Annotated in this window: 21 protein-coding genes and 1 pseudogene; 12 read left to right on the top strand and 10 right to left on the bottom strand. The window is 69.4% G+C overall.

Annotation, left to right across the window (positions count from 1 at the left end; genetic code table 11):
• Nucleotides 1-321: 321 nt before the first annotated feature.
• The 6 genes from BCD48_RS10360 to BCD48_RS52155 all read right to left on the bottom strand — a co-directional run bounded on the left by BCD48_RS10360 (nucleotide 322) and on the right by BCD48_RS52155 (nucleotide 5,597).
• Nucleotides 322-1,323, bottom strand: coding sequence for an NAD-dependent epimerase/dehydratase family protein (locus BCD48_RS10360; RefSeq protein ID WP_071048134.1), 1,002 nt, complete (start codon nucleotides 1,321-1,323; stop codon nucleotides 322-324).
• Nucleotides 1,324-1,336: 13 nt separating this feature from the next.
• Nucleotides 1,337-2,116, bottom strand: a complete 780-nt coding sequence (locus tag BCD48_RS10355) for an SDR family NAD(P)-dependent oxidoreductase (protein ID WP_071048133.1) — start codon at nucleotides 2,114-2,116, stop codon at nucleotides 1,337-1,339.
• Nucleotides 2,117-2,301: 185 nt separating this feature from the next.
• Nucleotides 2,302-3,054 carry an SDR family NAD(P)-dependent oxidoreductase gene (locus tag BCD48_RS10350; RefSeq protein WP_071048132.1) on the bottom strand — a complete coding sequence of 251 codons (753 nt, stop codon included), beginning with the start codon at nucleotides 3,052-3,054 and terminating at the stop codon, nucleotides 2,302-2,304.
• Nucleotides 3,055-3,185: 131 nt separating this feature from the next.
• Nucleotides 3,186-4,031, bottom strand: coding sequence for an SDR family oxidoreductase (locus tag BCD48_RS10345; protein ID WP_071048131.1), 846 nt, complete (start codon nucleotides 4,029-4,031; stop codon nucleotides 3,186-3,188).
• 10 nt (nucleotides 4,032-4,041) lie between these two features.
• The gene (locus BCD48_RS10340) at nucleotides 4,042-5,214 is read right to left on the bottom strand and encodes a thiolase family protein (protein ID WP_071048130.1); all 1,173 of its coding nucleotides are present in this window, start codon (nucleotides 5,212-5,214) and stop codon (nucleotides 4,042-4,044) included.
• The gene (locus BCD48_RS52155) at nucleotides 5,211-5,597 is read right to left on the bottom strand and encodes a Zn-ribbon domain-containing OB-fold protein (protein WP_241841638.1); all 387 of its coding nucleotides are present in this window, start codon (nucleotides 5,595-5,597) and stop codon (nucleotides 5,211-5,213) included. The genes BCD48_RS10340 and BCD48_RS52155 overlap by 4 nt, the downstream gene beginning before the upstream one ends.
• A 185-nt stretch (nucleotides 5,598-5,782) precedes the next feature.
• On the opposite strand from BCD48_RS52155, the gene BCD48_RS10330 reads away from it, so the two are divergent.
• From BCD48_RS10330 to BCD48_RS51160, 12 genes and pseudogenes are all read left to right on the top strand, one after another.
• On the top strand, nucleotides 5,783-6,292 hold the full coding sequence (locus BCD48_RS10330; protein ID WP_241841637.1) for a MarR family winged helix-turn-helix transcriptional regulator: 510 nt from the start codon (nucleotides 5,783-5,785) through the stop codon (nucleotides 6,290-6,292).
• Between the two features lie 219 nt (nucleotides 6,293-6,511).
• Nucleotides 6,512-7,813, top strand: a complete 1,302-nt coding sequence (locus BCD48_RS10325; protein ID WP_071048128.1) for an ABC transporter substrate-binding protein — start codon at nucleotides 6,512-6,514, stop codon at nucleotides 7,811-7,813.
• A 254-nt stretch (nucleotides 7,814-8,067) separates the two neighbouring features.
• Nucleotides 8,068-8,595, top strand: coding sequence for a nuclear transport factor 2 family protein (locus BCD48_RS10320; protein ID WP_071048127.1), 528 nt, complete (start codon nucleotides 8,068-8,070; stop codon nucleotides 8,593-8,595).
• A 107-nt stretch (nucleotides 8,596-8,702) separates the two neighbouring features.
• Complete coding sequence (locus BCD48_RS10315) at nucleotides 8,703-9,293, top strand: isochorismatase family protein (RefSeq protein WP_083418435.1); 591 nt, start codon at nucleotides 8,703-8,705, stop codon at nucleotides 9,291-9,293.
• A gap of 291 nt (nucleotides 9,294-9,584) precedes the next feature.
• The gene (locus BCD48_RS10310) at nucleotides 9,585-10,331 is read left to right on the top strand and encodes an SDR family NAD(P)-dependent oxidoreductase (protein WP_071048126.1); all 747 of its coding nucleotides are present in this window, start codon (nucleotides 9,585-9,587) and stop codon (nucleotides 10,329-10,331) included.
• Nucleotides 10,332-10,364: 33 nt separating this feature from the next.
• Entirely contained in the window at nucleotides 10,365-11,213 is an 849-nt protein-coding gene (locus BCD48_RS10305) for a hypothetical protein (protein WP_071048125.1), read from the top strand.
• 13 nt (nucleotides 11,214-11,226) lie between these two features.
• Entirely contained in the window at nucleotides 11,227-11,970 is a 744-nt protein-coding gene (locus BCD48_RS10300; protein ID WP_071048124.1) for an SDR family NAD(P)-dependent oxidoreductase, read from the top strand.
• Nucleotides 11,971-12,107: 137 nt separating this feature from the next.
• The gene (locus BCD48_RS10295; protein ID WP_071048123.1) at nucleotides 12,108-12,683 is read left to right on the top strand and encodes a hypothetical protein; all 576 of its coding nucleotides are present in this window, start codon (nucleotides 12,108-12,110) and stop codon (nucleotides 12,681-12,683) included.
• 85 nt (nucleotides 12,684-12,768) lie between these two features.
• Nucleotides 12,769-13,542, top strand: a complete 774-nt coding sequence (locus BCD48_RS10290; protein WP_241841636.1) for an alpha/beta fold hydrolase — start codon at nucleotides 12,769-12,771, stop codon at nucleotides 13,540-13,542.
• A gap of 338 nt (nucleotides 13,543-13,880) precedes the next feature.
• Nucleotides 13,881-14,045: pseudogene (locus tag BCD48_RS53360) on the top strand (IS6 family transposase); the annotation flags it as partial.
• An 86-nt stretch (nucleotides 14,046-14,131) separates the two neighbouring features.
• Nucleotides 14,132-14,779 carry a hypothetical protein gene (locus BCD48_RS10285; protein WP_131803892.1) on the top strand — a complete coding sequence of 216 codons (648 nt, stop codon included), beginning with the start codon at nucleotides 14,132-14,134 and terminating at the stop codon, nucleotides 14,777-14,779.
• A 919-nt stretch (nucleotides 14,780-15,698) separates the two neighbouring features.
• Nucleotides 15,699-15,842 (top strand): hypothetical protein, encoded by a 144-nt coding sequence (locus BCD48_RS51160; protein ID WP_157910466.1) that lies wholly within the window; start codon nucleotides 15,699-15,701, stop codon nucleotides 15,840-15,842.
• Nucleotides 15,843-15,927: 85 nt separating this feature from the next.
• On the opposite strand, the gene BCD48_RS10280 is transcribed toward BCD48_RS51160, so the two are convergent.
• The 4 genes from BCD48_RS10280 to BCD48_RS10265 form a co-directional block, all read right to left on the bottom strand.
• Nucleotides 15,928-16,476 carry a hypothetical protein gene (locus BCD48_RS10280; RefSeq protein WP_083418434.1) on the bottom strand — a complete coding sequence of 183 codons (549 nt, stop codon included), beginning with the start codon at nucleotides 16,474-16,476 and terminating at the stop codon, nucleotides 15,928-15,930.
• Complete coding sequence (locus BCD48_RS52150; protein WP_206745006.1) at nucleotides 16,473-18,944, bottom strand: tyrosine-type recombinase/integrase; 2,472 nt, start codon at nucleotides 18,942-18,944, stop codon at nucleotides 16,473-16,475. Before BCD48_RS52150 ends, BCD48_RS10280 begins: the two co-directional genes overlap by 4 nt.
• Before the next feature lie 5 nt (nucleotides 18,945-18,949).
• Entirely contained in the window at nucleotides 18,950-20,128 is a 1,179-nt protein-coding gene (locus tag BCD48_RS10270; RefSeq protein WP_071048120.1) for a tyrosine-type recombinase/integrase, read from the bottom strand.
• A gap of 101 nt (nucleotides 20,129-20,229) precedes the next feature.
• The gene (locus tag BCD48_RS10265) at nucleotides 20,230-20,865 is read right to left on the bottom strand and encodes an IS3 family transposase (RefSeq protein ID WP_083418433.1); all 636 of its coding nucleotides are present in this window, start codon (nucleotides 20,863-20,865) and stop codon (nucleotides 20,230-20,232) included.
• Nucleotides 20,866-20,936 lie beyond the last annotated feature (71 nt).

The following is a 20,936-nucleotide window of genomic DNA, read 5'->3' as shown; positions in this document are numbered from 1 at the left end:
ATTCGCGTTGGCCAGCTGGGCGCTGATCGTGACGAGTTCGCCGAGGCTTACGAGGGCCCGGTCCCGAGCAGCATGCCGAGCCAGGAGTCATGGGCCGTTCGGCCCGGCCAGCGTCGGCCGACGACTGCATTGACGAGCCACGAAGGAGCTCTCGGTATCACAGCCGAGTCCCCTGAGGTCGCCGAACCGCAGGTCCGTGCGGCCCCGGCCACGGTCCTTGGCCGTCAGCAGGGTCGAATCGGGATGTTTCGGGCATTCCGTTCGCCGAGCCGTCGGTGGGCGACGCGCGGTTCGCCGCTGGACATGATTCTGGAGCTGGCCTCATCGGCTCGCTCCCCGGGTGATCTGAACTGTCTGTGCGTGGTTGAACTGGTCGTATGCGCGGATGCGGTCGATGTAGTCGCGCAGGCCGTCTTCGAGGGTGTACGCCGGCGCGAATCCGAGGTCCTCCCTGAGCCGCCGAGTGCTCATCGCGAGGTGCGCGTGTCCGGGCATCTCGGTCGCGGACAACGTGATCGGTACATCGGGCAGGACTTTCCGTAGAGCGCGGGCGAAGTCGCCGACCGATCGGCGTTCGGAACCGACGTTGTACAGGTGGTGCGGCGGGTGTTCCGCGGTGAGCGCGAGCCAGGTCGCCCGTGCCGCGTCTGCCGCGTAGAGCCAGTCGGCCATGGCGTCCTCGTGGGGGAGCACGATCGGTTTGCCCCGGGCCGCGTCCTCGACGCGTGCCATGTAGTGCACGTCGGGTGGCGGTGTCATGAGGCCGGAGTCGTACGACCCCCGCCATGCTCGCCCGAGTCCGTAGGTGGATCCGAACCGGAGGACGACCGTGTCGAGACCGAGGAACCGTGTGAAGTGCCGCGCGAGCGATTCTCCCCAGACCTTCGAGTCGCCGTAGATGTCGGCCGGCTCCGGGACGAGGTCCTCCGTGAGGATGTCCACGTTCGGCCTGCCGTAGGCCGCTACGGAGCTGCCGAAGAGGACCCGTTTCACGCCGGCGGCGCGGGCGGCTTCCAGCACGTTCGCCATGCCGAGGCTCTGGACGGCGACCCATGGCACCGCCTTGCCGGGAGCGGGGCCGCCGAGAACGAACGCGAAGTGCGCAACGTGGCTTACGTCGTAGCTCTCGATCGCGGTGCGCACGGTGTTCAGGTCGGTGACGTCGCCCTCGATCACGTTCACCCGGTCGAGGACATCGGCGATCCGTCCTCGATCGACGCGGTTGTCGAGGACGACGACGCGCTCCGAAGGCTGTGCCTGAACGATGTGTCTGGTGAGGTAGGAACCGAGGAAGCCCGTCCCGCCCGTGATCAGAGTCGCCATGTGGACGCAGCCCCTACCGCGCGCCGACCCATGGCTGGTGGGAGCCGAGGCCCCCGTCGACGACCAGCGTCTGGCCGGTCACGTAGCCGGCCTTGTCCGACGCCAGATAGACCGTCATGTGGGCGATATCGTCGGGCAGCCCGAGGCGCGGCGTGAGTGCGACACGCTCCATGAGGTCGAGCATGTCGGCCGGGATGTGCTCCCGGTAGCGCTCGGACCAGACGCAGCCGGGCGCGATCGCGTTACACCGGATTCCCTGTTTGCCGTAGGCGGTCGCCACCGTGAGGGTCAGCCCGATGACCGCCGCCTTGGAGGCGGAGTACGCGAAGAGCCGATCGTCGCCGCGAAAGGCGGCGGGCGACGTGAAGTTGATGATCGAGCCGCCGCCGGTTGCCAGCATCGCCGGGATCGCGTGCTTGCAGCCAAGCATCGGGCCGCGCGCGTTGACGGCCATGATCGCGTCCCAGGTCTCCACGGGCATCTCGGTGAGATCGCGATCCAGCCGGACGAGACCGATGGCGCCGGCGACGTTCACGAGTGCGTCCAGGCGGCCATATTCGCGCACACTGGTCCCGACCATGGCGACGATGTCGTCCTCCTCGCTGACGTCGCCGCCGTGGCCGACAGCCGTTCCCCCCGCTTTCACTATCCCGTCGACGACGCTCTCGACATCGGCCTCCGGAAGATCGGAGACGACGACGGCAGCACCCGCCTCCGCAAGGCGGCGCGCGCACACCGACCCGAGATTCCCGGCGCCGCCAGTGACTATCACGACCTTGCCCGCCAGCTCCAACGCACTCTCTCCTTCTGATGGCGCGACCGCTCCGATTCCTGCCGCGGCTGGTCGCTGGTGCCACGTCAGACAACGTTTAGCTCGGCCGTCGGGTCCAGGCAGCCCCGGCAGCGTTGCTGGGAACCACGTGGACGCGACGGCCGAGCATACGGGTCACGGGCACCGCCGCAACTCTTTTCGTGTGATCAGGCGAGCCGTGCTGACCAGCCGCCGTCGACCGGGAGGATCGCGCCACTTACGAAGGAGGCGCGATCGGAGGCGAAGAAGGCCACCACCTCGGCCTGCTCCGCGGACTCGCCCGGGCGGCCCAGAGCAGCCTTCCGGGCCAGAGGCTCGAGCTTCTCCGCGGGGATGCGTCTCGTCTGTTCCGTGTAGTTGAAGCCCGGCGCGACGACGTTCGCACGGATGCCACGGGCGCCGTATTCGACCGCGACCGACTTCGTCAGGTGGTTCACGGCCGCCTTCGACGCCCCGTATGCGGCGGGGGCCCGCTCCTCCGCGTTGAACGAACCGACCGAGGAGATGTTGACGATGGAGCCGCCGCCGTTCTCGATCATCACGGGAATGGTCTTCTGCATGCAGAGCAGGACACCGAAGAAGTTGACCTCCGTGTGGACCGCGTACTCCTCGCTGCTGAGGTAGTCGACGTCCCATTTGCGGCCGGCGACGGTCGCCGCATTGTTCACGAGGACGTCGATGCGTCCGAACCGTGCCACGGTGGCGTCGATCATGCGCGTGACGTCGTTCTCCGACGCGACATCGGCGTGAATGGGCAGGACACGATCCCCTAATTCGGATGCCACGTCCTTCTCCGCGCCGGTGATGTCCACCGCGGCAACGAGCGCGCCTTCGCGGACAAACACCTCCGCGCAGGCCTTGCCGATGCCACGGCCCGCCCCGGTGATGATCGCTACCTTGCCCTCGAGCAGACCCGTCATCAGAAAAATCCTCGCTGTCTGAACACTTCCTGGCGGCATTGCTGGCGTTGCGCCAGCCAGAGTGGTTTCGAGCGCTATCGAGCAGGACACCCCGGCATGCGGGGCGCTTTCCGTCGCCGGTGGTGGCGGCGCTAGGGCGTTGCGAAGAATGCGATGTCGTCCAGCAGGCGCTGCTGGCGGGCGAGCACTTGGTCCGCCATCTCGGTGTGCGTGATGATGTAGGCGCGGTTCGCGCGGATGCCCCGCACGACGTAGGGCCCGACGGCCTCATGCTGCAGCATGCCCGAGGGGATCATGTCGGGTGACATAGTGCGCCCGGCCATCGGGTCGGGCAGCGGCCCACCGAAACGCGCCGGGCGATGCCGAGCAGTGGTCGAACCCAGGTTGGTGACCACCGCGCCGGGGCAGAGCACCGACACCCCGATGCCCTCGGGCGCCACCTCCATCCGCAGCATTTCGCCGTACCCGACGATGGCGTGCTTCAGAGCGGTGTACACGCCGGTGTCCGTGCCCCCCGTCTCCGCCGCGGGCAGCGCCAACAGGCCGGACATCGATGAGGTGACGACGATGTGCGACCCGCCGTCGTGCCCGCGCAGCAGCGGCAGGAAGGCCCTGACCACGCGCACCGCCGACATGAGGTGGAACTCGATGAACCAGGCCCACAGGTTCTCGTCGGCGGTTGTCAGCGGAGCATTGGTATGGACGCCGACGGTGTGAATGAGCACGCGTACGCCACCCAGGTCCTCCGCGCGCGCCGTGAGCTTCGCCAACGAGGCCTCGTCGGTCGCGTCGACGTATGCGGCGGTCGCGTCACCGCCGCGGCGGATGATCTCGTCGCGGGTCGCCTCCGCAGTCTCGACGTCGATGTCGGCGACGAGGACTCGCATTCCCTCCGCGGCGAGCGCTAAGGCGGTCCCGCGCCCGATTCCGCTCCCGCCGCCGACAACCACCGCGCCGAGCCGGTCCAGTAAGTCCATGTGTACCGCCCTACCTGTCGTTGGTGAAGAGGAATGCCTGGGCGAGCGGCCCGCCGCCGCCGGTCACGAGGGCGATCTGGGTGTCGGTGACCTGGCGGGGGCCTGCTTGGTTGCGTAGTTGTAGGAAGGCTTCGTAGGCGTGGCCGAAGCCGAGGTAGCGGCCTTCGGAGAGCTGGCCGCCGGAGGTGTTGAGGGGCAGGTCGCCGTCGCGGGCGATGCGTGTGCCGCCTTCGATGAATGGTCCTGACTCGCCTCGGGCGCAGAAGCCGAGCGCTTCGAGCCAGTAGAGGACGAAGATGCTGAAGCCGTCGTAGAGGTAGGCGAGGTCGACGTCGGTGGGCCGCAGTGTGGTGCGTGACCATAGCTGGTCGGCGGCCTTCATGGCGGCCATGACGTCGAGGTCGGGCCAGAACTCCCAGCTGGATGTCATTGGCCGGCCGCCGCCGACGGCCTCGAAGAAGACAGGTCGCTCGGTGTCGTGTCGGTGGTCGGCGTGGGAGATGACGAAGGCGAACGCGCCGTCCGCGGGGACGTCGCAGTCGAGAAGGCATAGCGGGTTGCTGATCATTCGGGTCGTGAGGTAGTCGTCCAGGGTCATCGGGTCGCGGAAGATCGCGTCGGGGTTGTCGGCGGCGTTGCGGCGGTCGTTGAGGGCTACCCAGGCCAGCTGCTCCCGGGTGGTGCCGTAGCGGTCGAAGTGGTGGCGCGCCCAGAGGGCGGCGAGTTGTGCCGGCGAGCCGACCCCGTAGGTCGTCCGCCACGGCGCGGGCATCTGGGACATCACTGCCGGGCGGCGGCCGGTGCCCTGGGCGGTGGACTCGGTGACCGTGCGGTAGACGAGTACATGGCGGGCGAGCCCGGTGGCGACGGCGTGGGCGGCGATGCCGAGGATGCCGGTGACGTTGGCGCCGTCGCCGCAGCCCAGGATCCATGACAGGTCGAGGCGTAGGAGGCTGTGCAGGTCGCTGACGCGGGGGCCGCTGAAGCCGAACGGGACGGCCTGGTCTGGCCAGGAGGTCAGTCCGTCGATGTCGCGCGGGGTCAGGCCGGCGTCGGCGATGGCGGCGAGGCAGGCGTCGAGGGTGAGGTCGAGGGCCGGTCGGTTCAGTCGCCGGCCGGTCGCCGACCGTCCGATGCCGGAGACGATGGCCTGGCGCTCGACGGCCTGACGGTCGATGGTCATGCGACCGGCTGGAACAGGGGCACGAACACGTCTGTTCGCTGTTCGAAGATCACTTCGACCTCCATGCCGGTGTGGACCGCCTCGGGGTCGCAGCCCACCACGTTGGTCAGCAGATGCAGGTCGGGCTGCTCGGCGAGCACCACCCGGGCCACGACGTAGGGCGGCTCATAGCCGGGCACCCAGCCGCGGTGCGTCACCGTGTACGACGCGACCGTGGCCCGGCCCGAGACGGCCCGGGACGTGACCGACCGCGAGTAGCAGTGCGGGCAGACCGGCCCCGGCGGGTGGAACAGCCGGTGGCAGGCAGCGCAGGCGCGGATCAGGAGCCGTCCGTCCGCACCGCCCCGCCAGAAGTCCCTGCTGCCGTCGTCGACCAACGGCACAGGCCGGCTCTCGCCGGCCACCGGAGGGCGTGACTGTTCCGTCGGCTGCGTCACTCGGTCCAACGCCATGCCGCATTTGTATACAAGGAAGTGCCTCGTATACAAGTCCGAGCCTGAGCCCTTGACGGTCCCGGTGAGCCAGCATACGCTCGCTGCGCTTCGCAAGAACTTGTGATTGGAAGCCGGTGCGAGGGCGGCTCGACCACCCCGCACCGGCGCGGCGGGCCAGCGGGCCAGATCGGGGGTGCGCGACGGGAGCGGAGTTCGAACCGCGAGAGCACATCTCGTGGCTCATCAAGCAGGCCTTCCACTACACCCGGCGCGCCGCCGACGAGGCGATGCGCGCCCACGGCGTCACCTCTGCCCAGGGTGGCGTCCTGATCCGGCTCGCCCAACGCCCAGGGCTCTCGGCCGCCGACCTTGCCCGCCTGATGTTCATCACGCCGCAGGCGGCCCAGCAGACGCTCACCGCGCTGGAAGGCCTGGGTCTCGTCGAGCGAAGCGCCGACCCGAACAACGCCCGAATCCTCCGTGCCGTCCTGACGACGCGCGGCCTAGAGGTCGCGACCGGATGCCGCGCCGACGCCCTCGAGGTCGAGCAGCGGCTCCTCGGCGTCCTCGACGCCGACGAGCGAAAGGCCTTCACCGACTTTCTCCTGCGTTACATGTGCGACTCACCGCCCGCCGACGAGTAGGTCACGACGCACCCGCGGCAAGGATGACACGGGCGCGGGCCACTATGACCGCCACGGGGACGGATCCGCCGGTCGACCGGCGCGCGGAGGCGTCTGACCGGTCGTCGCCGGAATCATCCGTACCTCGATACTGCCTGCCGCGGCCCACCTTCGGCGAGCCATGCCTCACGCCCGCCGGGGCTTCTCCCGGCATTGCACATTCCTCAAGAAGGAGATCTGATGGAACAGACGACACGCCGCCCAGGCTCGGGCCGGGGCCGCCCGCCTCGGCGATTGGCGTTTGTCGCCGCGCTGACGGCCCTGGTCGTCACCTCCGCCGCGTGCGGCGGCGGTGACGACTCCGACGAAAAACCTTCGGCGGGCACCGCCCCGGCCGCGAACATCCTCGGCCCGGAGCGGCAGGCGACTGGCGCGCCGGTCAACATCGGCGTCATCAGCGACGGTGCTACCGCCGCCGACGACAACACCTTCGAACTGGACGTGGCCAAGGCGGTCGCGACCTATGTTGACGAGCATAAGGGTGGGATCGGCGGCCGGCCCATCAAGCTCTTCGTATGCCAGGCCAAGGGCGACCCGGGAACGGGCACCGACTGCGCCAACCAGATGGTCCAGAACAACGTCGTGGCCACCGCCATCGGCCAGTCCGCGGTCATCGCGAACATCTGGAAGCCGCTCCACGACGCCGGCATCCCGATGGTGCTCTACGGCTCCAGCGACCCGAACGTGCTAAGCGACCACGATACCGCCTTCACTCTCATCAACCCGGTGGCGCAGCTCGCCTCCCTGCCCATCAGCGTGGCCAAGAAGAACAACCTTTCCAAGGTTACCGTGGTGGTCGTGGACGTTCCGGCCGCGACGGCTTTCTACACCACCGTGGCGCCGGGAATCTTCGAGAAGGAGGGGATCAAGCTCGACGTCGTCAAGGTTCCCCTCGGCGCTCCGGACATCGCGCCACAGATGCAGCAGATCGTGTCCGGCGGCTCCACCGAGGTGCAAATCCTCGGCAACGACATGACGTGCATCCCGGCGATCAAGAACCTGCATCTCCTGGGCTTCACCGGGCCGATCTCGGTCATCAGCGCGTGCGTCACGGACGCCATGCGCAAGGCGCTTTCTGGTAAGGACATCAAGGGGGTCAGCGTGTCGGCGACCGCACCCATCGGTGCCGAGAAGGACCCCGGCTTCCAGCTTTACACCGCCATTCTCGACAAGTACCACAAGGGATCGGTGGGCACCGAGAACCCGACCTTCGGGATGGGCATGTTCACGGTGGTCATGGGTCTCCGGACCGCGCTCGAGGGAATCACCGGAGACATCACGCCCCAGACGGTCGCGGCGAAGATCAAGTCGATGCCGCTGACGGAGCTACCCGGCACCGGCGGACTGCACTTCCGGTGCAACGGCAAGGCGAGCACGTTGTCCCCGGCGGTCTGTGTGCGCGGCGGCCTGGTCACCAAGCTCGACGACAAGGGCCAGCCGACCACCTACGAGACAACGGAGGACACCCCGATCGAGGACTGATGGGCCAAGGCAACTGCCCAGCCCGCCCCGCCCGGCATCGTCTCGGCGCGGGGTGGGCCGGCCAGCCCCCGGCTCGGGCCAGCACGCCGGGCGATTGAACGGCACATGTGACCCTCATTCAGTTCAAAAGTAAGTGCTCACCTCTCAGCGTTCCGCTCTGGAGCGGTGCGGCCGCCGCGCGACCCCTTGCGGGGTGCCAGCGCGCGCCCTCACCAGCCCTGGTTCGCCTCTAGCTGATCGGAGGCCACCCATCCATGACGACGTCCCGGGCCGACATCGAGGCGACCGCCGTCCAGCAGCTGCTGGACAAGCAGGCGATCCGCGAGGCGACCCTGCGCTACTGCAGAGGCGTGGACCGGGCCGACCCCGAGCTCATCAGCTCGGCATACCACCCGGACGCGGTCGACGAACACGGCGAGGCCCGGTTCACCGGCGAGACGGTCGGCCAGGGCATCGCCGACCTGGCGAGCTCGGCACGGGTCTCGTCGAACCAGCTCACCAATCAGCTGATCACCCTGCACGGCGATGGCACGGCGGCCTGCGAGACGTACTACACCGTCTGGCGCACCGTCGAGGTCGCCGGCGAGGAAGGCGTGCTCGTGGCCGCGGGCCGCTACCTCGACCGCTTCGAGCGCCGCGCGGGCGAATGGCGCATCGCCCACCGGCTGGTGGTCGTCGACCTGACCCATCTGCTCCCGCCGGCGGGCCCGGCGCTGTCATCGAGGCCTCCGCTCGGCCGGCGCGACCGGACCGACCCGTCCTACGCCCTGCTTTCGCCCTGACCCGCCGGCCGCGTAGTGCCGCGCGGCGGGCTCTTGCGCATCTCAACCATCGTGTATACAAATGATGCAAGTCATGGCTTGTATACAACTGCTCGGGAAGGGAGCTCATGACGCTGGCCAGCGTTCCGACGGCGCCCTCGACCGCGTTCGTTGCCCTGGACTTCGTGAACTTCATCGTCGAGCGCTTCAGCCGCAACCCAGCCGTCGTCGACCGGGCGGCGTACGCGGTCGGGCTGGCCCGCCGGGCGGGCGTGCCCGTCTTCCACGTGGTGCCGGCGCCGATGCGCGACGACATCCACCCGGCGCTGGCGCCCGCCGCGGGGGAGCCGGTCCTGGGGAAGACGACCATCGGGGCCTTCGGTACCACCGACCTGCGTGACCGGCTCCAGGACGCGGGGGTCGGCCAGCTCATCGTCGCGGGCATCGCGACCTCCGGGACGGTGCTGTCCACCTCCCGGTGGGCCTTCGACGTCGGCTACCAGGTAACCGTCTGCTCCGACGCCTGCGACGACCCGGATCCCGACGCCCACGCCGCGCTCGTCGACGCGAGCGTCTTCCCGTCCAGCTGGGTCGGACTGTGGCGGATCGCCACCGTGGCACCGGCCGCCGAGATCGCCGCGCTGCACCCGGACGGCGTGGCGGGAACGCCGGCCACACCGTCCATCAGTGCGCATGCCCAGAGAGGCACGCTCGCATGATGACGCAGGCGCAGCGAGAGACCGCCCATGAGCGGGTGCGCCGCGAGCCCTGGGGCCGCCCGGGGCTTGAGCTGCGCATCAGAAGCGTCATCACATGGCCGTTCTGCAGACCCAGTCGCAGAACGACGAACCGGACATTCACGTCAATAACGCCCTGAGCCTGGGGGCACGTCCGAGCAGGTCGCCGAGGCGATCACCCGCCGGTATCTATGCCGGCGGGTCGGGCTGGCACAACGCCATGAACGTCGCCCGGTACGTGTTGCTCCAACACGGTGTCATCGGAGGTAACTGATGGGATCCCTGGACGGCAAGGCCGCTGTGATCACGGGCGCCGGCCGCGGCATCGGCAAGGCCTGCGTCGAGGTTTTCGTACGCGAGGGGGCCAAGGTGCTGGCCGTCGACGTCAGCGGCGAGGAGAAGGACGTCGCCGCCGCGTTGGGCCCGGCGGTGGTGCCCTTTCACGCGGACCTGACCCGCGAGGACGACGTCGTCGCCGCGTTCGACACCGCGGCGATGGCGTTCGGCCGGGTGGACGCGTTGGTGAACGTGGCCGGCACTCCCGGCAGCCGGCCGGTTGAGTACCTCGACGCCGACCACTACGAGGCGATGACCTCGGTCAACCTGCGCGGCGTGCTCCTCGCCACCAGGCACGCGGTCCGGGCCATGCTCACCACGGGCGGCGGCTCGATCGTCACCGTCGCGTCCGTCGCCGGCACGATGAACATCGAGGCGCGCACCCCTGTCGTGTACATGGCGGCGAAGGCCGGTGCCCACGTGATCACGAAGTCGGTCGCCGTCGAGTACGGGCCGAAGGGCATCCGGGCGAACACGGTCGCGCCGGGGTTCACGCTCACGGAGACGACGGGCCGGGCGCCGGCGGAGACGATCGCGGCGATGTCGGCCAAGGCGACGCTCGGCCGGGCGGCCACCGCCGTCGACCAGGCCGAAATGATCGCGTTCCTTTCCTCTGACCGTGCCGCGTTCGTCAATGGCGTGCTCATCCCTGTCGACGGCGGCTGGTCCGCCCGCATGGTCTGACGCGCGTTCGCATCGAAGAAGGGAAGTCCTCTCATGCCAGTGACCGTCTTTGCCGGCGCCCCGTCGGACACCGTGGCGCCGGGGGTCACGCGCTCGCGGCTCGAGCCGGGCGGCGCGGCCGGCCCTGGCGGCGTCGTGCGCGACTCGGACCAGATCGGCGGCGGCGCGTGGAGCCAGATGTGGTCGCTCGGCCGTCCGGAGGACCCGTGGCGCATGCTGATCCCCGACATCCGGATGGCGGCCAACCAGATCTGGCCGCTGCACTGGCACGACTGCTGGACCGTCGTTGTCGTGCTTGACGGCGGCCTGCTCATGGGCGACTGGTGGATGGAACGCGGTGACGTGCTCCTCGCCGCGCCGGGCGTCGAGTACGGGCCACTGGTGAACGGGCCACGCGGCAGCGAGCTGTTGGAGATCTTCGCTCAGGACGTCCTGTCGCCCGGTGGCTATGGCGAGGAGTACCGCGACCATCCCACCCTGAAGTACGTGAAGGGTCTGGAGACCACGGCCTTCTTCTCACGGCCGCCGAGGTTGGTGGAGAACGGGCGTCGCCAGGTCGTCCCGATTGACGAGACGACCGGCCTGTGGAAGGGACGTCTGGACGGTAAGGCCTACTGGGACCTCGGCGACCGGGACAACCCGGAGCGCGGGGTCGCCTTCGACGTGAAGCTGGCCGCTGGCGCGACCCGTCCCGGTATATCGGTCGGTGACTGGCGAGGCGTGCTCGTCTTCGACGGCTCCGCGACCGTCGGCGACACGGAGCTGGCCACGGGCGACGTGCTGCTCGTCGAGCCGGACGCCAAGCTTCCCGACCTCACCGCCGGGCCTGGCGGCGTCCACCTGCTAGAGCTCGCGCGCACCGCCGCCGCGCTGGCTCGGTAAGCGAGGGATATCCATGAGCCGAGTCGCGGTCGTGACGGGTGGCGCCTCCGGGATGGGCCTGTCGATCTGCGAGCAGCTCGCGCGACGCGGAGACCGCGTGGCCGTGCTCGACGTGAACGAGGACGCGGCGGCCCGCGCCGCCGAGAAGCTGAGGGCAACCGGCGCCGCCGCCACGGCATGCGCCGTGGACGTGGCCGACCGGGCATCGGTCGACAAGGCCCTGGCTCAGGTGCGCAATGAACTTGGGCCTCTCGAGATCATGGTCACCTCCGCGGCGATCGCTCCGTTCGCTCCGTTCGCCGAGCTCACGCTGCAGGCGTGGGAGCGGGTGCTCGCCGTGAACCTCACCGGCACGTTCCACTGCTTACAGGCCGCCATCCCCGACATGGCCGCCGCCGGCTGGGGCCGCCTCGTCACAATCGCGTCATCTGCCGCGCAGATCGCCACCCCGAACCACGCGCACTACGCCGCGTCCAAGGGCGGCGTCGTCACGCTGACCCGGGCGGTCGCCCTCGAATACGCGCGGCAGGGAATCACAGCCAACGTCATCGCGCCCCATATGATCGACACGCCGATGTTCCGCCAGTCCCGCGCCGAGGTCGGCGACCCGACGGGCGACGGCGGCGCTAGCCGCATCCCGCTGGGCCGGCTCGGTAACGGTGACGACATCGCCGCTTCCTGCCTGTACCTGGTTTCCGACGAGGCCGACTACATCACCGGGCAGGTGTTCGGCGTCAATGGCGGCGCCATTCCGTGACGGCGGCATCGTCCCGCCAGGACGGCGCCAGGGTCGGATCCGGCCCAGACCGGCCCAGCACGCTAGGACGGTGGTCCGTGAGACGGGCCGCCATCTCACATCCTGATCGCTCCGTACCCCGGGAAGGCCACAAGACCATGGAAGCCACCGCCCCGAGCATCAGCTACTTCCTCAACCACGCCGAACTGCTGCACCGGCCCGGCGAACGCGAGCTCGCCGTCCTGCTTTTCGAGACGCTCGGCTGCGCCGTCCTCGACATCACCAAGGACTTCGGGGCAAGCTCCACCTACCTGGGCGTCTTCGGGCCAACGGGGGAGCGGGACTCGCTCAACAACGTCCTCTACCTGTCCGAGATGCGTGGGCAGCGCTCGCGACTCGGCGAGCTCCTCGAGAGCCGGGCGCGCGACGACGACGAGCTACGCGCCGAACTCAAGCAGAACGACGCCGATCGCCAGCGGCCCGGCGCCACCGCGCACTTCGGCCTGCGCTATGCCAGCTACGAGGAGCTCGACGCGGTGGTCGACCGCCTGCAGAACCAGCTTCCCGCCGAGCTCGCCGGCCGCGTCACCCTGTATCCACCCTTCGAGGTCGGTCTGCGGGCGCTTGACACAGAGGTCCGTCAGGTCTTCGTCTTCACCGACGTCATCGGCCCCGGCTTCTTCCCGTTCGGCCAGCTCATCGAGCTCCAGGCGCACCGCCCGCTGCTCGACTGAAGCGGTGCGCCCGGCCGCGACGCTTCACGACAGGCCGCGGCCGGGTGTCCGGCGGGAGCGTTCGCTGAGCCTATTCCGTCTCACAATGGAGGCACACTTGCGGTTTGTGTTGGTTCACGGCGGGTTCCATGGTGCCTGGTGCTGGGGACGTACGATTCCCGAGCTCGAGCGTCTCGGACACGGGGCGATCGCGGTCGACGTCCCGGGTCATGGCGAGCGCGTGCACGAAGAAGCAACGATGGAAAACCGGCTCGAAGCCGTCGTCTCCGTTCTCGAGCCGAACGACGTGCTCGTGGGCCACTCCGGTGGCGGCTTCGAGATCACGCGTGCCGCCGATGCCAGACCGGAGCTCGTGAGCCACGTCATCTACCTGGCGGCGGCGCTGCCGGTCGAAGGACGATCCGGGCCGGACTCCAACGCGATGAAGGAGGACGGGACGGTACAACGAGATCTGGATGTGACCGGAATGCTCGGGCATCTACGTTTCGACGACGACGGTTCGATGTCGTTCGCGGACTTCCAGGGAGCGTGGGACTTCTTCTACCACGACTGCGACGAGGAAACGGCCCGATGGGCATTCGAACGTCTCACGCCCGAGAAGCTCGGTGACATCTCCTCGGTCCCGATGTCGGTCCCGACGTTCTGGGCGGCCGGGTTGCCGCGAAGCTTCATCCTCTGTCTCCAGGACCGCTCCCAGCCACGGTGGCTGGCGGACCTCGTGGCGAGGCGCCTCGGTGTGGAGCCGCTGACGATCGACGCGTCGCACTCGCCGTTCCTCAGCCGGCCAGCGGAGTTGGCGGAGCTCCTGGTCCACGCCACGACGACCAAGCCAGTCGGGTCGCTACGTCCTGTACCTTGACAGTTCATCGGGTCCGCCGCGTGGATCGTGGCGCCAGCAGGACCGGCGGACAACTCGGAGCGGCCGCGCCGTGCGAACGCCACTCCGAGGTCCGACCGAGTCGTCGGCAACCGCGCCCCCGAGAACCCTGACCGAAGTCGCGTCGCGTCCATATCCCAGATTCGGGAACTGACGCCCACGACGGCCGACTCGCGCGGCGTACCCATTCCTGTGAACGCGCGTCGGGAAAGGCGCAGTTTTCGTGGTCCGATTCGCCTGTACACGGAATTCAGCCCAGGGAGGCCACGCGGAAAAGGACCCGCCACCAGCGGGCACCTCGCCGCGCGGTCGACCCTACCCTGCGGTTCGCGTTGTTGTCCCGGGATGTCGAGGAGCTGCTGGCCGAACGCGGCCTTGACGTCGGCCATGTGAGGATCTTCCATCGGGTGCAGCGGTTCACATCGCTGCTGATCGACGCCGCCCGCTCTGGGCGTTGTTCCGTGGCTCGAACAGGTGACCGGTGGCGACCGCGTAGCCAGGTGATCTGCCATCGGCTAGGGCGCGCAGTGATCATCATCCTGCCGGAATCGTGCGTGGCAGAGTCGGTGTCGTGGATCTTTCGAGTGAGGTGGCGGGGCCGTTTCGGTGGGACCTGGTGACGCCGGACCAGCTTGGTTCGTTGCTGGCCGGGGTGGCGGCGCCGGATCTGTGGTTCCTCGACGCGCTGGTCGGGTGCGCGGGGAAGGTGGTGGCACGTAGCGGCGGCGGGGATCTGGTGTTCGTCGGCCGGTCGTTCGACTCGATGTTCGACTTTCTCGGTGGGGCGTTCGCCGGCCTGCCGGAGCCGCGATGGCTGGGCCGGTTGCCGTTGTCGTTCGCGCGGACCTCGTGGGCCGGTGGCCGGTGGGTGACGCGTGCGCTGACGGCCGATGACCTGGCCCGGGCCCGGGGTTTTCTGTCCGTGCTCGGGGTCACGCCGGACTCGTTGGCCCGGCGCAGCCGGCCCGTCACTTTTGTGGATATGGTCTGGGAGGGATCGACGTTCACCTACGTCTTCGAGCTGGTGCGTGGCTGGGTTGCCGACGAGCGGGGTTCGTGGGCGGTGGTCCGGCGCAGGCTGCGGTTTGTCGGGGTGACGATGCGGACGAAGACGTGGCGTTGGCAGCGGCACGCGTCTCAACCATGGCTGAGGACGCTGACGGGAGCCGGCCGGTCTACGACGCATCGCACCCAATCCGAACTACATCCCCCTGGGTAGTTGACGCGATGCTAGACCTGTATGAGAACGGACAATTTGAGGTTTCCGTCGTACGCGCCGGCGAACGGACACCCTGTACGTTGACCTGGAGGTTCCACAAGGACAAGTCACACTCGATAACGGTGAGCGGGCCATTCGGAACGATAGAAGGCGCGGGAAGTGATCTCTTCGGGGCGTTGAATGTGATCAGAAGATTGCTTGAGGCTCAGGGCTGGTTTATCGCGGTGCAGGGGGCTCGCAGAAATACGTGGGCATCCGGAATGCTCCGAGACATGATCGGTGCTCGGCACGTGTATGTGCTGGCGCTGGGGCGAGACATACGCACTCGGGAGGACCGTGTCGATATCTTTGCTGAAGCGGAGCCGGACCAGTTGGCGACCGTCGAGGAACAGCGACAGCACTATCGGGAGTAGCAGGAAAGCGTTTGGCGCGGATAGATCTCCCCGCCGTCGGCGGCGATGTGAACGCGCTCAACCACGTGCCGCGCAGAGCTACAATACCGCTGCGAGAGACCGTACTTGATTTCCGTTGAGTGCTCCACTCTGTGGTATGGTGATTCGCAGGTATTCCTGAAGGCAGCATGAGGCCAACCTGAGGATCGGGATGATGGCGGGATGCCCAATTTCGATATGGCGCTCCGGCGGCTGGTGGACCGGCGGGACCTGATGCTCAGGAGCTGCCCCGGCGTTGGCCAGTCAGGGGACTGTCTGATCGCGGGCTCTGTTCCGCTTTCCTACTGGTCCCAGGAGACGGGTTCCGCGGGCAGCGGTTCAACGCTCATGGCGGACTGCTCAACCCCAGCATCATCAGTTGAGAAGAAGTTGATGTTGGCGCCGCAAGGCGTGTGCGTAGTGTCCGAGTCTCCCCCGGACTTGGACCCCCACAAGGTTGTCAAGCGCCGGGTTTGGTGGAGACTGAGTTGTCACGCGCCGGCGAGCTGCCGGGCGTCCTGCTGGTCTGTCTGGCTGGCCGCCCAGGCAGCCTCGTGCTCGGTGGGTGGGACCAGACCGATCTCGCCGTGTCGGTGCTTCTCTGGGGGTCGGACGCTGGTCCGGGCGCCTGATTTCTGCGTTTGTGCAGCTCAGGGGCTGTTTGACTTGAAGGTATTGTCTGCAACAGGTGTGGTGCAAGGGCGACGCGCCGGGTTTTTATCGGCTCGTCGTCGGGGCGTTGATGCGGGTCATCAGTTCGCGGTTTGCCTGCCGGGCGGCGGCGAGGTCCTGGTCGCGTTCCTCGAGTTGGAGGCGTAGGTCGACGACCTGCTGCTCGAGGTTGACGATGCGCGTGTTGAGTTTGTCGATGTCGGCCGGGGCGCCGAGTCCGGACTCGCGCCAGGCCTGTTCACCGAGGGTGTCGGACAGGCGGTTTTCGAGTTGGTGGATGCGGGCGGCCAGGCGGACGGCGCGTTCCTGGGCAGCGAGCAGGTCGGCCTGTAGGGACGCCCGGGTGACGGCGGGTCCGACGCCGGGGGTGGGAGCGGGCTGGGCTTCGAGGGCGTGGGCCTGCTCGAGCAGGTCACGGTGCCGGTAGAGAAATGTCCGGTCGACGCCGGCGGCGCGGGCGATACCGCTGATGGTGATCTCCTCGCCGGCGGCGTGGGCGCTGGTGAGGGCGGTCTGGACGCGCCCGCGGCGCCGGTCGGTGTCGGCGCGCCGGCCCTTCGCCATCGCGGCGGTGCGGGAGGAGGAAGTGGTCATGGCGTCGCCTGGCCGGCGGGGAGGGCTCCGGCGCGCAGCCGGGGCATGCCGAGCATCGCGGCGCGGTGGCGTCGGACGGTCGCGACGGCGTCGTCGATCTGGGCGCGTTCGGGGCCGGTGAGTTGGTCGAGGCCGGCGCTGACGCGGCCGATCAGCCTGCGGATGCGGGTGATCTCCTCGTCGGAGGGCATGGCCTCGGCTCTGGCCCAGTCGTCGACGTCCGCGGTGGCGAGGAGCCGTTCGCGGGTGCGCAGCAGGTCGTCGAGGTAGCTGGTCAGTTCGGGCAGGTAGGAGACGTCGGTGCGGAAGTGGTCGCAGCCGGCGCAGCGGAACCGGTAGGGGCAGGCCTGGCCGCCGGCCTTGACGTTGGACGGCTCGGCGCAGATCCCGAACGGGACGGCGACCTCGCCGATCGCCCGGTGGGTGTGCGCGGCGTCGAGGAGGGCTTGGGCCTGCTGCCAGACGCGGTTGCCGTGCCGGTCGAACTGCAGGGCGGTGAGCCGGTCGACGGCCTCGCGGCGGCGCTGCTCGCCGACGCGGTAGTACTGCCGGGTGGTGTCGAGCTTGCGATGGTCCATCAGCTCGCGCAGCACGTCGATGCCGACGCCGGCGTCGGCGTGCCGCTGGGCGTAGGTGTGCCGGTAGGCGTAGAGCACGATCCTGCTCTTGTCGAACTCGACCCCGTCGGTGGTGGTCAGGGCCGGCATCCGGCCGAGCCAGGTGCGGTGGTGGAACGACAGGGTGAAGGAGGTGACCGGGCGGCGGCCGTCGGGGTTGCGCCGGTCGGTGGGCAGCAGCGCGAGCTCGGCGATCGGGGTGTCCGGGAAGAGGCCGCGGACCCGCTGCTGCTGGGTGACGATCAGCTGCGCGGTGTTCTCGCCGATCGGGAGCCGCCGGCCGAGCCGGTTGGCCTTGTGGTTGGTGTAGACGAGCAGCGGCGCGCCGTCGGCGTCGCGGGCCAGGCAGTCGAAGCCGAGCGCGGCGATCTCCTCGGGCCGGCGGCCGGTGTCGATCGCCAGCGAGAACGCGGTGCGCATCTCCGGCGAGGTCAAGACGCCGAACTGGTCGCAGACCTGCCGCATGATCTCCGGTGGGAGGTCGCGGTTCGGCTCGGCGGGCTCCGGCTCGGCCGGGATGTCGTCGCGGTGGACGGCGAAGTCCTCCCCGAGCCCGCCAGCGATCCCGCCAGGGCGGGTCAGGCCGAGCGCGCGGATCCGGGTGAGCACGGTGCGGACCTCGCGGCAGGCGCGGAGCCGCGCGTCGCCGGTGATCGTCCCGGTCGATTCCAGGTAGGCCAGCCGGTGCAGGAAGGCCTCGATGTCGGCGCGGCCGAGCGCCGCGGGTGTTTCGCCGCGGTCGTCGCGCATCCGCAGGCTCTCGGACAGCCTGGCCAGGCAGCCCAGGTGGTGGCGCACCACGAGGCCGGGCTTGCCGGCCTTCGACCGGCGCCGCGGCAGGTCGTCGGAGGCCCAGCGTTTCGCGGCCTCGCGCAGCCAGCGCTGGCTGATGGCGGTGAACGACAGCGTGCCGCCGTGCCCGAAGACCGCCAGGTCCCACTCGTCCTTGCAGATCTCGGTCTGCGGGGTGGCCAGCGCCCGGCGGACGTGGCCGGCCAGGGTCGTGGCCAGCGCGTGGAAGTTCGCTTCCCGGTCGTCGGGGACCTGGTAGTTGGCGATCATGGTCACCTGCTGGCGGCGCAGGTCGTCGCAGACCCGGCGCAGGTCGGCCTCCTTGGTCTTGACCCCGTCGACACGGCAGCGCTGCTGCAATCCGAACAGGACCTGCGCGACAACGAGCGGCGCCAGCCCGCGCAGGCTGACCTCGCCGCCCCGGCCGATCGCCGGCTCGACCATCCGCCAGCGGCCCTCGTCCAGGGCGGGGTCGGCCCGCCGGGCGACGCGCAGCCGGATCTGGTGGCCCGCGCAGTAGGCGCCACCGCGGTGGCGCTGCTGGCGCGGGCAGGCCGTGACCCCGCACGGCGGGCAGGGTGGCAGCGGCCGGGCCTGCCGGTGGCCGAGGAACTCGGCCATGCCCAGGCCCAGCGCGCGGCGCTGGTCGGCATGCGCACGACACAGCCCCTGCGCCGCCGTGTCCCACTCGCGGGCGCAGCCCGCCAGACGACACCCACCCGTGCCCCGGGACGGGAGGTCGCGGACGGGAAGCAGCGCGACCTCGTCGGCGCCGAAGCCATGCTCGGCGAGCCGGCGCCGGCAGGAGACACAGACACCTCCGCCGGCCGCGGTCGCCGTGCAACCGGCGGCCCGGCAGACCAGCCGGACCAGCAGTCGATGTCCCGGCGGCGGGGACAGCAGCCGACGCGCCGCATCCCAGCCGACCTCGGCCAGGAACCCCGCGTCGAGCAGGGCCGCGACCCGCGCCGCGGCGTGCTCGCCGTGGCGCGGCACCCCGAACACCGGGCAAATCCCGCTTCCGGTCGCGCCGGCCGGCTCGGCCACTGCGCGCAGCACGGCGCTCACCGGCCCGCCCCGCCGTCCGGCCGGGGACTCGGCACGCGTTCGACCGCGTCCCGCAGCCGCCCCGGATCGGGATGCAGGTAGACCTGCGAGGAGCTCATCGACACATGCCCAAGCAGCTCAGCGACCTCGTCGAGACTCCCACCCGCGTCGGCGAGGTTGCTCCCGAACGCATGCCGCAACTGGTGCGGCGTCACCGCCCGGCCCAGCCCCGCCCTCCGGCCCGCTGCGGCCAGCAGCATGTTGACCGCCCCCGGCGGCACCGGCGCGCCGATCGAGCCGCGGAACAGGTTCACCAGCAGGAAGTCACCGCCCGCCGCCGCTGGAACGCCGACGCGCTCGAACTCATAGGCGTCGAACGCCTGCACGACCAGGAAGTCCAGCGGCACCACCCGCTGGCGCCGCGACTTCGCCCACGCACCGTTGGGGTTGTCCCGCCGGACCACGTGCAGGTGCGCCCGCGTCACCGCGCAGCCCAGCACCCGCGAGTCCGCGAGCAGGTGCACGTCGCCGCGCCGCAGCCCGCACAGCTCACCGCGGCGCAGCCCCGCCCTGGCCATCAGCAGCACGATCAGCCGGTCCCGCGCGCTGCGGCACCCACCGAGCAGCGCGACGATCTCCTCGTCCGAGGCCCGGTCCACCTCCGACTCCGGCTCGTGCAGCCGGTGCCGCGCCCGCATCCGCCACGCCATCGACGGGTTCTCACCCCGCGCCTGCTCGGGCAGGTCACGGTCATCCGCCAGCTCGTAGATCAGCGGTAGCAGGCTCCCCGACGCCCGGCCCGACGTCACCGCGTGCACGACGAACCCGCGCACCGCCGTCAGCACGGCATTGATCCGCCGCGCCCCGCGCACCGGCGCACGGCCCGGACCTACCAGCAGCTCACCGCCGCCGGACGGGGCCTCCGCACCGGACGCCTCCGGTCCCGCGTGCCGCAGCCACGTCATGAACAACCCGAGCTGCTCAACCCCGACCCGCCAGTCCCGCCCCGTCCGACCACACCAGCGCAGGAACAGCGCGATCGCGCCGGCATACGAACGTGTCGTCAGCTCCGCCCCGTCGCGACCGAACCGGACCTGACGCAGAAACGCGTCCGCATCACCCACCACAACCAGCTCGTCGTCGAGCACCGTCCAATACCGGACACCCGACGGCAACCTCACCAGAAACGCCCGCATCCACCACCACCGACTCTCTCCCGCTGGACGTCATAAACGACTACCAGCCACGAGAGCCACACCCACACAGAAGCGTCGCGCCGCCGCGTGGCCTGTCCCGCCTATGCAACGTCACACGACAGGTCCCCGACCCCCAGAGAAAGCCGGCGGTGGTTGTACCAGTCGATGTACTCCGCGACCGCGATCTCGAGATCGGAGTGGCCGGTCCACGGCCCTCTGCTACGGATCAGTTCGGCCTTGAACAGCGAGTTGAACGCCTCGGCCATCGCGTTGTCGTAGGAATCACCGGCGGAACCGACCGAAGCGACCGCGTCGACCTCGCCGAGCGTCTCGGTGTACTTGATCGAGATATATTGCGAGCCCCTGTCAGAATGGTGGATGAGCTTCGCCAGGTCGGCGCCGGCGCGCCGGCGGGTCCAGACCGCCATGTTCAGCGCGTCGATCGCCAACTCCTTGTAGAGGTTTCTGGAAAGCTGCCAGCCGACGATTCTTCGGGAGAAGACGTCGAGGACGAACGCCGCGTAGACCCAGCCGGAAAACGTGCGGATGTAGGTGATGTCAGCGACCCACAGCCTGTTCGGCGCCGGGGCAACGAACTTCCGTCTGACCAGGTCAGGCCGGGTGTCCGGCCCCTGGGCACGCACCGTCGTCCGCGGCGCCCGCAGCCGGGAGACGCCCCGCAGGCCGGCGTGGCGCATGAGACGGGCCACCGTCAGGGCTTCGGCGAGGTAGCTCACCGCGTTGGTCTGTCGCAGGCTGTGACGAGGAGTGGGAGCACCCGGTCGCGGTTGGCAGCGACCTGCTCGAG

The sequence above is a fragment of the Pseudofrankia coriaricola genome, assembly GCF_001854805.1.
Classification (GTDB): domain Bacteria; phylum Actinomycetota; class Actinomycetes; order Frankiales; family Frankiaceae; genus Pseudofrankia.
This window is presented reverse-complemented; position numbering and strand designations above follow the sequence as displayed.